This is a genomic window from Streptomyces sp. NPDC005805 (genome assembly GCF_040630445.1).
Taxonomy (GTDB): Bacteria; Actinomycetota; Actinomycetes; order Streptomycetales; family Streptomycetaceae; genus Streptomyces.
The window spans coordinates 35431-49747 of sequence record NZ_JBEXXN010000002.1; the positions used below are offsets into that span (position 1 = coordinate 35431).

General features: G+C 75.0%; 14 protein-coding genes. 7 read left to right on the plus strand and 7 right to left on the minus strand.

Features of this window, described 5'->3' with window-relative positions; genetic code table 11:
* The first annotated feature begins 22 nt into the window (after positions 1–22).
* From zapE to ABZ457_RS01860, 4 genes are all read left to right on the plus strand, one after another.
* Positions 23–1105 (plus strand): cell division protein ZapE, encoded by a 1083-nt coding sequence (zapE, locus tag ABZ457_RS01845; protein WP_359152776.1) that lies wholly within the window; start codon positions 23–25, stop codon positions 1103–1105.
* 47 nt (positions 1106–1152) lie between these two features.
* The gene (locus ABZ457_RS01850) at positions 1153–1581 is read left to right on the plus strand and encodes an OsmC family protein (protein ID WP_359152778.1); all 429 of its coding nucleotides are present in this window, start codon (positions 1153–1155) and stop codon (positions 1579–1581) included.
* Positions 1582–1903: 322 nt separating this feature from the next.
* Positions 1904–3265, plus strand: a complete 1362-nt coding sequence (locus ABZ457_RS01855; RefSeq protein ID WP_359152780.1) for an alkaline phosphatase PhoX — start codon at positions 1904–1906, stop codon at positions 3263–3265.
* A gap of 162 nt (positions 3266–3427) precedes the next feature.
* Positions 3428–4384, plus strand: a complete 957-nt coding sequence (locus tag ABZ457_RS01860; protein ID WP_359152782.1) for a PPK2 family polyphosphate kinase — start codon at positions 3428–3430, stop codon at positions 4382–4384.
* A 57-nt stretch (positions 4385–4441) separates the two neighbouring features.
* Here the strand turns inward: ABZ457_RS01860 and ABZ457_RS01865 are convergent, their stop codons facing one another.
* The gene (locus tag ABZ457_RS01865; RefSeq protein ID WP_359152784.1) at positions 4442–4858 is read right to left on the minus strand and encodes an organic hydroperoxide resistance protein; all 417 of its coding nucleotides are present in this window, start codon (positions 4856–4858) and stop codon (positions 4442–4444) included.
* Positions 4859–4963: 105 nt separating this feature from the next.
* On the opposite strand from ABZ457_RS01865, the gene ABZ457_RS01870 reads away from it, so the two are divergent.
* Positions 4964–5443 carry a MarR family transcriptional regulator gene (locus ABZ457_RS01870; RefSeq protein ID WP_359152786.1) on the plus strand — a complete coding sequence of 160 codons (480 nt, stop codon included), beginning with the start codon at positions 4964–4966 and terminating at the stop codon, positions 5441–5443.
* Positions 5444–5517: 74 nt separating this feature from the next.
* Here the strand turns inward: ABZ457_RS01870 and ABZ457_RS01875 are convergent, their stop codons facing one another.
* The 3 genes from ABZ457_RS01875 to ABZ457_RS01885 all read right to left on the minus strand — a co-directional run bounded on the left by ABZ457_RS01875 (position 5518) and on the right by ABZ457_RS01885 (position 9061).
* Complete coding sequence (locus tag ABZ457_RS01875) at positions 5518–6648, minus strand: chemotaxis protein (RefSeq protein ID WP_359153087.1); 1131 nt, start codon at positions 6646–6648, stop codon at positions 5518–5520.
* Between the two features lie 213 nt (positions 6649–6861).
* A complete protein-coding gene (locus tag ABZ457_RS01880; protein WP_359152788.1) occupies positions 6862–8241 on the minus strand; it encodes a S1 family peptidase in 1380 nt (459 codons plus the stop codon).
* Positions 8242–8548: 307 nt separating this feature from the next.
* A complete protein-coding gene (locus ABZ457_RS01885) occupies positions 8549–9061 on the minus strand; it encodes a hypothetical protein (RefSeq protein WP_359152790.1) in 513 nt (170 codons plus the stop codon).
* Positions 9062–9220: 159 nt separating this feature from the next.
* On the opposite strand from ABZ457_RS01885, the gene ABZ457_RS01890 reads away from it, so the two are divergent.
* Entirely contained in the window at positions 9221–10153 is a 933-nt protein-coding gene (locus ABZ457_RS01890; RefSeq protein WP_359152792.1) for a polysaccharide deacetylase family protein, read from the plus strand.
* On the opposite strand, the gene ABZ457_RS01895 is transcribed toward ABZ457_RS01890, so the two are convergent.
* The 3 genes from ABZ457_RS01895 to ABZ457_RS01905 all read right to left on the minus strand — a co-directional run bounded on the left by ABZ457_RS01895 (position 10150) and on the right by ABZ457_RS01905 (position 13212).
* A complete protein-coding gene (locus ABZ457_RS01895; protein WP_359152794.1) occupies positions 10150–11028 on the minus strand; it encodes a DMT family transporter in 879 nt (292 codons plus the stop codon). The genes ABZ457_RS01890 and ABZ457_RS01895 overlap by 4 nt on opposite strands.
* A gap of 113 nt (positions 11029–11141) precedes the next feature.
* Positions 11142–12236, minus strand: coding sequence for an AI-2E family transporter (locus tag ABZ457_RS01900; protein WP_359153089.1), 1095 nt, complete (start codon positions 12234–12236; stop codon positions 11142–11144).
* A 298-nt stretch (positions 12237–12534) separates the two neighbouring features.
* On the minus strand, positions 12535–13212 hold the full coding sequence (locus ABZ457_RS01905; RefSeq protein ID WP_359152796.1) for an AIM24 family protein: 678 nt from the start codon (positions 13210–13212) through the stop codon (positions 12535–12537).
* A gap of 123 nt (positions 13213–13335) precedes the next feature.
* Here ABZ457_RS01905 and ABZ457_RS01910 point away from each other — a divergent pair, with 123 nt between their 5' ends.
* Entirely contained in the window at positions 13336–14124 is a 789-nt protein-coding gene (locus ABZ457_RS01910) for a peptidyl-tRNA hydrolase (RefSeq protein ID WP_359152798.1), read from the plus strand.
* Positions 14125–14317: the final 193 nt, after the last annotated feature.

The window sequence follows — 14317 nt, forward strand, 5'->3', positions numbered from 1 at the left end:
ACGCCCCTTACAGTTGAATACTGTGCCGACCAGCCCCATAACCGAAGCCGCCACCGAAGCCGCGCCGCTCTCGCTCTGCGCCCGCGAGCCGCGCGTCCCCGCCGACCGCCTGGTGGCCGAGATGGTGCCGCCGCCGCGCTTCGACGCGGTGCGCTTCGACACCTACGTTCCCGACCCGAAGCAGCCCAGCCAGACGGAGGCGGTGCGGGTCCTCTCCGACTTCGCGGCCGGCCTCGGCGGGGCGCACGCCTCGGGCGGCGGCAGGCGGCGCTGGTTCGCCCGGAAGCCCGCCGCGCCGACGGGGCCGCGCGGGGTCTACCTGGACGGCGGCTACGGCGTCGGCAAGACCCACCTGCTCGCCTCCCTCTGGCACGCCACCCCGGCGGACCCGTCGCTCAAGGCCTTCGGCACCTTCGTCGAGCTGACGAACCTGGTCGGCGCGCTCGGCTTCCAGGAGACCGTGCGCACCCTCAGCGGCCACCGGCTGCTCTGCATCGACGAGTTCGAGCTGGACGACCCGGGTGACACCGTCCTCGTCTCCAGCCTGCTGTCCCGGCTGGTGGAGGCGGGCGTGGCGCTCGCGGCCACCTCCAACACGCTGCCCGGCAAGCTCGGCGAGGGCCGGTTCGCGGCGGCCGACTTCCTGCGCGAGATCCAGGGCCTGTCCGCCCACTTCCGGCCGCTGCGGATCGACGGCGAGGACTACCGCCACCGAGGTCTGCCCGAGGCCCCCGCCCCTGCCTCCGAGGACCAGGTGACCCGGGCCGCGTACGCGACCCCCGGCGCCTCCCTGGACGACTTCCCGGGGCTGCTGGAGCACCTGGCCCGCGTCCACCCGAGCCGCTACGGCGCGCTGACCGACGACCTGAAGGCGGTCTGCCTCACCGACGTACGGCCGGTGCCGGACCAGTCGACGGCGCTGCGCCTGGTCGTCCTCGCGGACCGGCTCTACGACCGCGAGGTCCCGGTGCTCGCCTCCGGCCTGCCGTTCGACCGGCTGTTCAGTGAGGAGATGCTGAACGGCGGTTACCGCAAGAAGTACTTCCGGGCGATCTCCCGACTCACCGCCCTGGCGCGGGACGCAAAGGGCTTGATCGCGCAGTAGGTTGGGGGACGGCACGGGCACGTCCACCCCATCCGAAAGGGAAGATCATGGCTACCACCCGCCAGGCCCACACCGTCTGGGAAGGCAACCTCCTGGAGGGCAAGGGCACCGTCACCCTGGACTCCTCCGGCGTCGGCGAGTACCCGGTCTCCTGGCCCTCGCGCGCCGAGGCGGCGAACGGCAAGACCAGCCCGGAGGAGCTGATCGCGGCGGCCCACTCCAGCTGCTTCTCGATGGCCCTCTCGCACGGCCTGGCCGGCGCGGGCACCCCGCCCACCCGTCTGGAGACCAAGGCGGAGGTCACCTTCCAGCCGGGCGAGGGCATCACCGGCATCCACCTCACCGTGGAGGGCTCGGTCCCGGGCCTGGACGAGGCCGGTTTCCAGAAGGCCGCCGAGGACGCCAAGGCCAACTGCCCGGTGAGCCAGGCGCTGACCGGTACGACGATCACGCTGAGCGCCTCGCTCGCGAACTGAGGCGGCGCCCCCGGCGGGGTAACGGCAGTGCGGTGCGGCGGTCGCGGACAGCGGCCGCCGCACCGGCGTTTCCGGGCCGGGGGCCGGGCGTTCGGGGCCGGAACGCGCGGGCGTTCGCGGGCGGGGGCCCGCGGGTCACGGGCGCGCGTCCCGTACCGGTGACACCTTCGGCCACATCCGTCCGCGTGGTTACGTCACGGCCGTGTGCGTGCTACACACATGCGGGTCACGTTTCCTGATGTCCGTCCCGTGTCCGTCCCCCCAATGCCTGCGGCAGACGCCTCCGGCACGCGGGCGGCACCCCACAGGGAGTTGAGACCTCATGACCGCCACCACACGACGTCACGTCCTCGCCGGGACCGGAGCGCTCGGCGCGTCGATCGCCTTCACCGGCGCGTTCTCCGAACTCTTCGCCGGCACCGCGGCCGCCCGGGGCCACGCCGGTTACGGCCCGCTCGTCCCCGACCCGGCCGGGCTGCTCGATCTGCCGAAGGGATTCCGCTACAAGGTCCTCTCCCGCGAGGGCGACCCCCTGCGCTCCGGCGAGGGGCCGGTGCCCGGCAACCACGACGGCATGGCCGCCTTCGCGGGCCGCCGAGGCCGGGTCCATCTGGTCCGCAACCACGAGAACCGGCACAACGGGAAGATCCCGGTGCCGGTCGTGGAGGGGCTGACCTACGACCCCGAGGGCAAGGGCGGCTGTACCGCGCTGGAGCTGGACGGGCGGAACAACGTCCTCGGCGAGCGCGTCGCGATCGCGGGCACGGCCGTCAACTGCGCGGGCGGGCCCACCCCTTGGCGTACCTGGCTGACCTGCGAGGAGACCGAGGACAAGGCAGGTACCAACGGCTACACCAAGGACCACGGCTTCATCTTCGAGGTGGACGGCGCCGATCCGCGCCGCACCGGGGCGGTGCCGCTGACCGCGATGGGCCGCTTCCAGCACGAGGCGATCGCGGTCGACCCGGCGAGCGGGATCGTCTACGAGACGGAGGACGCCTTCGAGCACCCCTTCGGCCTCTTCTACCGCTTCCTGCCGCACAAGCCGCTCGGCGGCACGGGCTCGCTGCGCGCGGGCGGGGAACTCCAGGCCATGCGGGTGCCCGGGGTGCCGGACCTCTCCGACATCCGGGAGACGGGCGCGCGCTTCGACCGGATCGAGTGGGTGCCGGTGCCGGACAGCCAGGCGCGCGAGACGCCCATCCGGCACCAGGACTTCGGCCGCAAGGGCATCACCCACGCGCAGAAGCTGGAGGGCTGCTACTGGGGCGGGCGCTCGGTCTACTTCGTCTCCAGCTTCGCCCGCGCCGACGAGGGCTCGGCGGCCGACCACTTCGGGCAGGTGTGGCGCTACGAGCCGGACCGGCGGCGGCTCACCCTGGTGATCGTCTTCGGCCCGGACACGGACGTCCAGCTGCCGGGCGAGTCCCCGGACAACATCTGCCTGGCGCCCGGCGGCGGGCTGATGGTCTGCGAGGACGGCAGCGGCGGCCAGCACGTCTACGGCCTGACCAAGCGCGGCGAGGTGTACGCCCTGGCGCGCAACGCGCAGAACACGGGCACGCCCGAGGAGCCGGAGTGGGGCGAGTTCGCGGGCGTCGCGTTCTCGCCGGACGACGCGACGATGTACGTGAACTGCTACGGGCCCGGGACGACCTTCGCGGTGACCGGCCCCTGGCGCTGACGCGGGAGGGCCCGCTTGCCGGGCCGGGGCCCGGCCGGGGCCGGGGTTCGGGCGGGGCCGGGGTTCGGGCGGGAACGTTCCGCCTCGCGGCCCCGGCCCGCCCGGCGGACGATCGTGGGAGCCGCGCCACGGGGGTGCGGCACGGGCCGAGAGGGGCGCGAGATGGCGGGCGGCGGCAGGAAGCGGCGCGAGAAGGGCGCCGGGTCCGGGGCGAAGGACCACTCCGGGGCCTCCGGTTCCGGGTCCGGGAAGACGGGGCGGCACCGAGGTGATCGGCAGGTCCGCGTCGGGGACCTGCTGCGGGTGAAGCCGGGCAGCACGGTCGACCTCGCCGCGTACGACACCCGCGCCACGCCCGGCGGCCCGCCGGACAAGCAGGCCGCCCTCGCGGAGACCGCGCTGATCGGCCGCCGCCTCGGGGACCTCCAGGAACGCCTGTACGCGGCGGCCACCGGGGGTGACCGCCGGCGCCTGCTGCTGGTCCTCCAGGGCATGGACACCAGCGGCAAGGGCGGCACGGTCAAGCATGTCGCGGGGATGTTCAACCCCTCCGGCTGCCGGATCAAGGCGTTCAAGGCGCCGACGGAGGAGGAGCTGGGGTACCCGTTCCTGTGGCGGGTCACCCAGGCCCTGCCCCGCCCCGGCGAGATCGGCATCTTCGACCGCTCGCACTACGAGGACGTCCTCGTAGCCCGGGTGCGCGCACTGGTCCCCCGGGAACGGCTGGAGCGGCGTTACGAGCAGATCAACCGCTTCGAGGAGTCCCTGGCCGAGGACGGCGTGACCGTGGTGAAGGTCTTTCTGCACATCAGCCGGGACGAGCAGCGCAAGCGGCTGCTGGAACGCCTCGACAACCCGGACAAGCACTGGAAGTTCGCGCCCGGCGACATCGAGGACCGGGCGCTGTGGCCCGCGTACCAGGAGGCGTACCGGATCGCGCTGGAGCGCTGCTCCACCGAGGCGGCGCCCTGGTACGTGGTGCCCGCGGACCGCAAGTGGTACCGGAACTGGGCGGTCGGCAAGCTGCTGGCGGAGCACCTGGAGGCGCTGGACCCGCGCTTCCCGCAGGGCGGCTTCGACGCGGCCCGCTGGCGGGAGTTCCTGCTCGCGGGCGCGTGAGGACACGCGTGCGGGGGCGGACCGAGTCGGTCCGCCCCCGCCCACATGCCGCGGGTGTCACTCGATGACGAGCTCGACCGGCAGGTTGCCCCGGGTCGCCTTGGAGTACGGGCAGTACGCGTGGGTCTTCTCCAGCAGGTCCCGGCCGGCCTCGCCCTGGAGGTGGTCGGGCAGCTCGACGCGCATGATCACGGAGAGCCCGAAGCCGCCGTCGGCGGGGTCCTTGCCGATGGAGACCTCGGCGGTGACGGAGGCGTCCTTGACGTCGATCTTCTCCTGGCGGCCGATCGCGCCCAGGGCGCTGGCGAAGCAGGCGGCGTAACCGGCGGCGAAGAGCTGCTCGGGGTTGGTGCCCTCGCCGTTGCCGCCGAGCGCCGCGGGGAAGGCCAGCGGCAGGTCGATGCGGCCGTCGGAGCTGACGGCGCGGCCCTCGCGTCCGTTGGCGGTGGCGACAGCGGTGTACAGCGCGTCCATGAGTCCATCCCTCGTCGTGGGTGTCGTCGGTGTGTCGAGTACAACCAAAGCACACGATTAAGTTGTGCGCAACTTAATCGCTCACTCCTTGGTACTCTGGGAGGCATGAGCGAGCGCGATGTGTCCGACGTCCCGGACGAGGAATTCCTGCGCCTGGACCGCCAGGTCTGCTTCTCCCTGCACGCGGCGGCCCGCGCCTTCGACGGCGTGTACCGCACGGTCCTGAAGGACCTCGGCCTCACCTACCCCCAGTACCTGGTGATGCTGGTCCTCTGGGAGCACGGCGAACTGCCCGTGAAGCGCATCGGCGAGCATCTGCGCCTCGAATCGGGCACCCTCTCGCCGCTGCTGAAGCGCCTGGAGGCGGCCGGGCACGTCGAGCGCCGCCGCAGCCCGCACGACGAACGCTCGGTGACGGTCCGCCCCACCCCCTCGGGCACCGCCCTGCGCGCACGCGCCCTCGCCGTCCCGCGCGGTATCGCGGCGGCCACGGGCCTGCCCCTGGAGCGGATCGCCGCCCTCCGCGCGGAACTCGACGCCCTCACGGCCCACCTGGACTCGGTCACGGCGGACGCCGCCGCCTGAGCCGGGCGGCCGACGCGCACGAGGCGCCCCGGCCGTGGCGGGGCGTCACCCTGCCACGGCCGGGGCGGCGGGCTTCAGTACCGCAGCTCCGCCGCGACGCCGCCGTGGCCGGTGAGGGAGCCATCGGGGACGAAGACCGCCTCCGCACCGGCGTCCAGGGCGCGTTCCACCAGTTCGTCGACGATGTCCTCGCGGACCGAGGGGTCGTCGGCGCGGGCCGGGTCGACCGGCTGGAGGTGGTCGTCGGTGACGCGGACGGTGCGCTGGAAGTGCTCCTCGACGACGACCAGTCCGGCCCGCTCGTCCCGGACCGCGCCCCAGACCTCGTCCAGGCCGGCGGCGAAGGCGCGGCGGCCGCGGGCGGCGTCGAGCCGGCGGTCGGCCGCTTCGGCGACCGAGGCCCGGTACGCGTCGAGCGCGGGCCGCACCTCCTCGGCCAGCGCGGTCGCCGGGCCCTCGGCGAACCCGCCCTTGCCCACGCTCCCCTCGGCCCGGCCCGCCGCCGTCCCCGAGTCCGCCAGGAGGCTCAGCGCGGGCGGCAGGCCCACCAGGAAGAGCGGGCGCGGGTCCGCGTCCAGGGCCGCCCCGAGGGCCGCGTCCACCTCGCGGAAGAACTGGCGGGTCCGCTCGTCGGCGTAGAGCCCCGGGGTGTCGCCCTGGCGCTCCTCGCGCTGCGGGTCGTCCTCCTCCTCGGCCCTGACCAGCGGGAACCGGCCGTCTCCGGTGTGCTCATGCAGTTCGTCGTCCGTGCCCGACCACAGGGACGCCCGGTCCGCCGCGAGGGCGAGGACCCAGTAGGGCCGGGCCTGCGCCTTGGCGGAGACGAGGTTGCGGGTGAGGTAGCTGTCGCTGAGCACCACCCGCTCGGGCACGGTGCGCGGCAGGCGCCAGATCTGGTGGCCCTCGGCGTCGGCGAGGATGGCGAGTCCGTCGAGGGCGCCGCGCAGGTCGAGTTCCTCGGCGGCGCGCGCCAGCTCGGCGGAGACGGCGTCCCGGGTCGCGCGGTCGGCGCGGGCGGCCCCGTCGCCGTTCCCGGCTCCGGCGAGCCGGCGGCCCGCCTCGGCCAGCAGATTGCGCAGGCGCACGGCGTCCTGCGCGCTGTCCCGGCCGTCGCGGTGGGTGGGCATCGTCACGGAGACGGCAGGGTAGGGCTTGGGGGCGCGCAGCCGGCGCAGCAGTTCCGGGGTCAGGGCGTCGGTGTCCATGGTGTTCTCGTCGTCCTCTCGGCGGCCCCCGAGGCAGTCGTCCGGTCCACCTTCCACCGGGCGCGGCGCTCCCGCATCCGGGGGCGGCGGGCCTGCCCGGGACGGCGGGCGGCGGCAGGGGGCCGGGCACGCGGGCGGCGGGGTCACGGACCGCCTTCCTTCGGTCCGCGGCCCCGCCGCCGTCCTGGGTGGCGCCCCGCTCAGGGGCGCCGGTCAGCCGTGACGCCCGCCGAAGCGGCCACCGTCACCGTTGCCGTCCTGCCCGTCACCTCCCTGCCCGTTCCCGGCACCCTGATCGCGGCCGACACCGCCCTGGTCCTGGCCGCCGGCCGCGTCACCGGTACCGCCGACGCCCTGGTCCGCGCCGGCGTCACCGCCCTGGTCCTGGCCCGCCCCGGCGTCGTCGCCGTCACCGGCGCCCGCGCCACCGGCCGCCTGGCCCGCGCCGTCGTCGCCCGCGCCGCCACCGGCACCCGCGCCCGCGTCGCCGAGCTGTGCGCCGACCGCCGCGAGTGCCGTCGTCACCGGCTGGAAGAAGGTCTCGCCGCCCGAGGTGCAGTCGCCGCTGCCACCGGAGGTCAGCCCGATCGCCGCCCCCTCGCGGGTGAACAGCGAGCCGCCGCTGTCGCCGGGCTCGGCGCAGACATTGGTCTGGATGAGGCCGGTGACCGTGCCCTCGGGGTAGTTGACGGTGGCGTCCAGGCCGGTGACCTGGCCGTCGCTGAGTCCCGTGGTGCTGCCCATCCGGAACACCTGGAGGCCGACGGCGGCCTCGTCCGGGCCGGTGATGGCGAGGGTCTCGCCGTTGCCCAGGTCGACCGTGCTGGGGGCCTCGGTCGCCGGGTCGTCGTACGTCACCAGGGCGAAGTCCCCGTCGCCGGGGAAGGTCGAGTTCTGCGCGGTGGCGACGGGCGCGGCGTTCGGGTCCTCGGACCACTGCTGGCCGGCGGCCGTGCAGTGCCCGGCCGTGAGGAAGGCCGGGGCTCCCTCCTGGGTGGTGACGTTGAAGCCGAGCGAGCAGCGGGAGCCGCCGCCGAAGATGGCGTCGCCGCCCTCCAGGAAGGTCCGGAACTCGCCCGCCGACTTGGTGATGCGGGCGGTGCCCCGGCCGAGGCCCTCGACTGCGGACTCCAGCCGGTCCCAGCGGTCGCCGGAGACCGTGCGGTCGGCCGTGACGACCAACTTGTTGGTGCGCGGGTCGACCGCCCACGCGGTGCCGGGAATCGCGGCGCGGGCGGAGAGCGTCCCGGCCGCGCGCTTGAGTTCGCCCATGCTGTTGTCGACACTGCGGGCGACCGCGCCCGCCTCGCCGACCCGTTCGAGGGCCGCGTCGCCGCCGCCGGCGACGTTGACGACGACCTGCTTCTTGGCCGCGTCGTACCAGGCGCCTGCGTACGCCTCGCCGAGTTCGGGCCCGAGCCGCGCGACCAGGTCCTGGGCGGACGCGGCGCTCATGGTGCGGGGGGACGCGGCCGGGCCGGAGTCCGACTGGGACGCGTTGGCGTGGGGCAGCAGGACGGCCGCCGCGGCGACGGCCACCGCTCCGGCTCCGGCAAGTGCCGCCTTCCGCTTGGGTATTCGCCTGTGACTCAACTCGCTGCCTCCTGCGGGGGGATACGGTGATCCGGCCCTGTGTGCGGACCGGGGGGACGCGTCCGACCCTTGGTACGGATGAGGCGGGCGATGCACTCAACGCCCCTGCCGGGATTTCCGGTCGACGGGGCGTCAGCGCAGGTGGCGGGCGGGGAAATCCATCCGGCCCGGGACCGGTCCGGGGCCGGTCCCCCGGTGACGGACCGGCCGGCTGCGGTCCCGGTCCGCGACCGCAGCCGGTCGGTCCGTCACCGCCGGGGCGTCGTCGGTCCGTCGCCGGTCCGCCGTCGGTCCGGCGCCGGGAGAGTCAGTCGGGCAGGCCGGTGCCGCAGCGGTGGCAGAAGCGGGCGTCCGCGGCGGCGGCCGGGCGGTCGCAGGCGGGGCAGACGCGGTTGAGGAAGCAGGCCGCCTCACCGCCCTCGTCCGTCTCCGCGTCCTCCGCGGCCGCCCGGTGGGAGCTGTGACCGACGGTCAGCCCGGGGCGGCGGCGGTGGGCGGTGACGTAGGCGAGACCGGCGGGCCCGGCCGCCAGCGCGCGTTCGCTGCCGCGCGGGAGCCAGGCGACGGAGCCCGGGCCGAGGGACTGGCTCAGTCCGCCGACGGCGAGTTCCCCGGCGCCCGCCAGCACACAGAGCAGGACGTCCAGATCGGGTTCGACGTGGGGCGGGACCCGGCCGCCGGGGAGGACCCGGATCACGTTCGCGTCCAGTTGCCGGGCGACGGGGGTGAGGCGCCAGAGGGCTCCGGCCCGGTCGGGCGGAGCGGCCTCCAGCAGCTCCGTCGTGGTGGCGAGCACTCCTGCCGTGGCGGGCGGCGCCAATGCCGTTCCTCCCTGTCGCGCGGGCCCTGGCGGGCCGGGGCCGGACGATGGTCGCGGGCATCATCCCACGCGGTCCGGGGCTTGCCGGGCGCGCACAAGCCGTGCGGCGCGAGGCGGGGGTGACGTCGGGTCAGGAGTGCGATCGACTACTTTCACCGAATGAGCACCTTTGCAAGAAAATCTGCGATTCTGACCGTTCTCGGTATCACTTTGGTCGGGTGCGGAACACAGTCCGGTACCGGTGGCACGGCGGACGGTCCGCGCACCCCCTCCCCCGGCGCGTCGGCGACCGCCGCGTCCCCCGCCCGGACCGGTGAACCGACGGGTGACCCGAGCGGTGACCCGAGCGGCGGTCCGGGGGCCGGGCCGGAGCGCCGGGTTCCGACCCTGGCACCCGGGCCCGGCGGCCTGGCCGCGGTCTTCGAGCGGGCCGCGCCCTCCCGGGGAGCCGCGAAGACCGTCGCCCTCACCTTCGACGCCGATATGACGGCGGACCAGGGGCCGCGCGCCGCCCGCGGGGAGCGCTTCGACAACCCGGGCCTGATCGCGGCGCTGCGCGAACTGAAGGTGCCGAGCACCGTGTTCATGACCGGCCGCTGGGCCGAGGAGTACCCGGACCAGGCACGGAGCATCGGCATCGACCCCCTGTTCGAGACCGCGAACCACTCCTGGAGCCACTACGCGTACACCGGCGACTGCTACGGCCTGCCGGTCGTCGGCCGGGACGAGATGCGCACCGACGTGGAGCGGGCGTTCCGCGCGTTCGAGAAGGCGGGCGTCCGCAACACCGTGCCGTACTTCCGCTTCCCGGGCGGCTGCTACGACGACGCGGCCCTGCGCGCCGTAGCCCCCACCGGGGTGACGGCCGTGCAGTGGGACGTGGTCGGGGGCGACGCGTTCGCGACGGACGCGGACGCGGTCGCCGAGCAGGTCCTCGCGGGCGTGCGGCCCGGGTCCCTGGTGGTGCTGCACTGCACCCGGAGCGCGGCCCCGGTCACGGAGGCGGCCGTGCGCCGGGTCGTCCCGGAACTCCGCCGCCGGGGTTTCACCTTCGTCAAGGTCTCGGACCTGATGCGGCCGGACGCGCCCTAGGGCGGCGGGGCCGGGGCCGTCAGGGAGGCCGCCAGGGGCAGGCGGGCCAGCGCGAACACGCCCACCACCACCGCCGCGACGCCCAGCAGCTGGGGCACCAGCCACCACCCGGAGCGGATCTGCTCCTCGTAGAGGAGGATGCCCAGGGTCAGGCTCACGGCCGCGTCGCCGAGGGTGATCGCCGGCTGGGAGGCGACCAGCGGCCCCGACTGGAGGGCGTTCTCCAGCAGGAACAGGGCCGCCCCGCCGGTGACGGCGAAGGCGTAGGTCTGCCATGCCGTCAGGAACGCCCCGATGCCGTGGTCGTCGAGGGTGTGCATCGCGGACTTCATCAGGGCGGCGGTCAACGCGTACGCGATCGCGGTGGACGCGCCGAGGCAGGCCGCCCGGGCCCGGCCCTCGGGCCGCCGGAGCGCGGCCCCGACGAGCACGGCGACGACGCCCGCGCTCACCACCAGCGCGAGCACCCAGCGGTCGAGCGGCACGCTGGTCCGGTTGCCGCTCGGCGCGGCGGCCCACAGCGCGGTGCCCAGCCCGACGACCACGCACCCGACGGCCGCCCACCCGGCGGGCGGGAGCCGGCCGTGGAGCAGCAGGGCGGCGATGACCAGGGCGAGCGGCAGTTCGAGCACGAACAGCGGCTGGACGACGGTCAGCGGTCCGGTCGCCAGCGCCACCGCCTGGCAGACGGCCGCGCCGATCACCGCCGCCATCCCGGCGAGCCAGACCGGGTGCTTCAGCAGGTCGAGCATCAGCCCGGCGCGGAGCTTGTCCGAGCGCGGCACCTCCAGCGCGGCCTTGCGCTGGAGGACCGTCGCCAGCGCGTTGCTGGCCGCGGCTCCGATGGCGAAGAGGACCGGGAGCAGTAGGTGCACGGGAGCGGGCCTCCGGAAGCGGCGGTGTCGGACGACGGTCAACGGGCGGGCGGCGGGCGGGCAGGGCCCGGCGGACGCTCAGAAGGCGCGCGGTCAGCGGCCGGGGAGGTGTCCTACGAGGTGTCGGCGCCCTGCCCCGGGACGGCCGGGCGCGGCCCGGGGCCCGCCGGCCCCGGCGCGTCCTGCCCTTCCGGCGGCTCGCGCAGCGCCTGCCGCACCGCCCAGAGGACCGCGACCAGCGGCACCGCCGCCACCGCGCCGATCACCCCGGCCGCCACCGCGCCGCCGATCACGGCCAGCGCGACCACGATCGGGTGCAGCCGGACCGCCCAGCTCATGACCAGCGGGTGCAGCAGATGGCCCTCGATCTGCCCGATCACCACGATCAGCGCCACCACGATCCCCGCCACCAGCGGCCCCTTGGACGCCAGGGCGACGACGGCCGCCACGGCGAGGGCGACCGGCGAGCCGATCAGGGGGACGAACGCGGCGAAGAACTCCAGCAGGGCCAGCGGCAGCGCGAGCGGCACCCCGAGCAGGGTGAGGGCGATCCCGACCAGGACCGCGTTGGTCGCGGCGACCAGCAGCACCCCGTGGGTGTAGCCGGTGAAGGTGCGCCAGGCCGCGCGCCCCGCGGTCATCGTCCGGGGCCGGGCGGCGGGCGGCAGCTGGGCGCAGAACCAGGCCCACTGCCGTTCCCCGGAGTGCATGAAGAACACCGAGCAGAAGAGGGCGAGCGCGAGCACCGTGACCACCTCGACCAGCCGGTCCGCGCCACTGAGCGCGGTGCTGAGGACGGTGGAGCGGTGCTCGGAGATCAGATGGCCGATCCGGGACTGGATGTCGGTGAGGGCGTCCGGGTTCAGCCGGAACGGGGGCTCCTCCAGCCAGCGTTCGATGCGGTCGATCCCGGTGCGGAACTCGCGCATCAGGGTGGTCCGCTCACTGGCGACCGCCTCGCCGACCAGGGCGAGGATGCCGAGGACGAGCAGAATGCCGCCGATCAGCGTCACCCCGACGGCGAGCGGGCGGGGCACGGCCCGGGCGAGCAGTCCGGCGACGGGCCGCAGGACGGCCGCGATCACCAGGCCCAGGAAGACGGCGACGCCCACCTTGTGGAAGCGGCCGAGGAGGGAGAACGCCCCGAAGACGAGGACGGCCACCACCAGGAGGCGCCAGGCGTAGGCGGCGGCGATGCGCAGGCCCATGGGGACGCGGGAGCCGACGTCCTCGGCGGGCGGGAGCGGGGGCGGGGTGGGCCGGGGGCCGGGTGGGGTGGACATCCCCTTGCCCGTACCACCGGGCGCGTCCGCCGCCACGCGCCCGGCGGGGGAATCGCCCGAAGGCACGGCCCGGGCTCCGCCGACCGGCCCGCGCGGGGGCGGCCGGGGGCGGCCCGGGGCGGAGGCGGGACCGACGGACCGGGCCGCGTCGGGGCGAACGCGGTCCGAGGTGAGCGCGGTCCGAGGTGAGCGCGATCCGGGGCTGGCGGCGGCCGCCCCCGGCTCAGCTCTGGCCGGTCTTCGCGGGCGTCGCCTCGCTGGGACGGACGATGACGAAGCCCTCGCCCTCCAGCTTCAACTGGACCGCCTCGCCCGAGCCGCCGCGGATCATCGAGCCGACCGACTGCGAGCGGTGCAGCGAGGTGTGCAGGGTGGCGCTCCAGCCGACCACGGCGTCGGTGTCCACGAACACCGGCTGCTGGGAGCCCACCGGGATGACGATGGGCGTGCCCTCGCAGATCACCGCGAGCTTCCCCTGGCCGGTGAAGACGCTGTTGAACAGGCCGCCGCCCGCCATTCCGGCGCCCTTGACCATCTTTATCTCGTAGGCGAGCGAGGCGTCGAAGCACAGCACATTGCGGCCGTTGACGGTGAGCGCGTCGCCCGGGTCGATCTCCACGATGAAGCAGTTGGCCGCCTCGTGGGCGAACCACGCCTCGCCCTGGCCGCGCACGGCCATCAGCGGCAGGCCCTCACCGGTGACGGCCCGCTTGAGCATGCCGCCGATGCCCTGGCTCTTGCGCTCGAACTGGAGGTTGCCGCGGAAAGCGATCATCGAGCCCTGGCGCGCGTGCATCTCGCCGTTGACCGCGTACTTGACCGACTTGGCGTTCTGGAGGGTCATGCCGGGGGCCGTCGCCTGCTCGGCCATGTGCTCGGAGTTGAACAGATCGCTTCTCATGCCGGGCATCCTCACCCGGAGCGCGCCGTTCACACAACGCCCGTGCCGGGTGCCGTCCTTCCCGGCGTGCGCGCTGTCCTTCCCGGCTCCGGGGCGGCCGGGCCCGGCTGGCAGACTGGGCGGGTGAGCAGCGAGAACCCTCCGGAGAGGCCCGCCCCGGCGACTCCCCCCGCCGTATCCGAGGCCCCCGGTCCCGACAGCCCGTTCCGGCACGAGAGCGTCCGGCGCGACGAGGCCCCGCAGTATGTGCTGCCGCTCGTCGTCCGCGTCGAGAAGGCCGCGCCGCCCGCGCGTACGGACGCGCTGGAGACGGCGGCCCGCGCGGTGCTGGAGATCCTCGGCGACGAGCGCTCGCGCGACGGCGGTGAGTGGGCCGGGGCGATGCGGGCCTGGCAGGACGCGCGCATCCGCAAGGTGGTGCGGCGGGCGCGCGGCGCGGAGTGGCGGCGGGCGAGCGCCCTGCCCGGCATCACGGTGACGGGCGGCGCGGGCGAGCGGGCCGCCGAGGTGCGCGTCTTCCCGCCCGTCCCGCTCGACGGCTGGCCCAAGGACCTGGCGAAACTCCAGGTCTCGGGCACCGAACTGGACGACCCCGAGCCGCCCGCCGCGCCGGACGCGGGGGTGCCGGTGCTCTGGCTGAACCCCGCCGTCACCATGTCGGCGGGCAAGGCGATGGCGCAGGCGGGCCACAGCGCCCAGCTCGCCTGGTGGGAACTGACCGACGCGGAGCGGGAGGCGTGGCGTTCGACCGGGTACCGGCTGTCGGTGCGCACGGCGGATACGGCACACTGGCGCGCACTCACGGGCAGCGGGCTGCCGGTGGTGCGCGATGCCGGTTTCACGGAGATCCCGAAGGGGAGCGCGACGGTGGTGGCCGACCACCCGGTCCTCAGGGGCGCGGACCCGCGGTAGCGGTCCGGCCCCGGCAGGCCCCGGACGGCCGCCGACCGGGACGTGGTCCCGGTCGCACTTCTCCCGAGGACTGAACACTCCCGCACCGCGCCGCGTACTCCACTGCACCGCCGAGTAGTTCGACCGGCTGGGATCGACCGGCCGGGGGCCGGCGGACCCGGCCGGTCGGCGACCGGCGCAGGTCTGCCGTGTC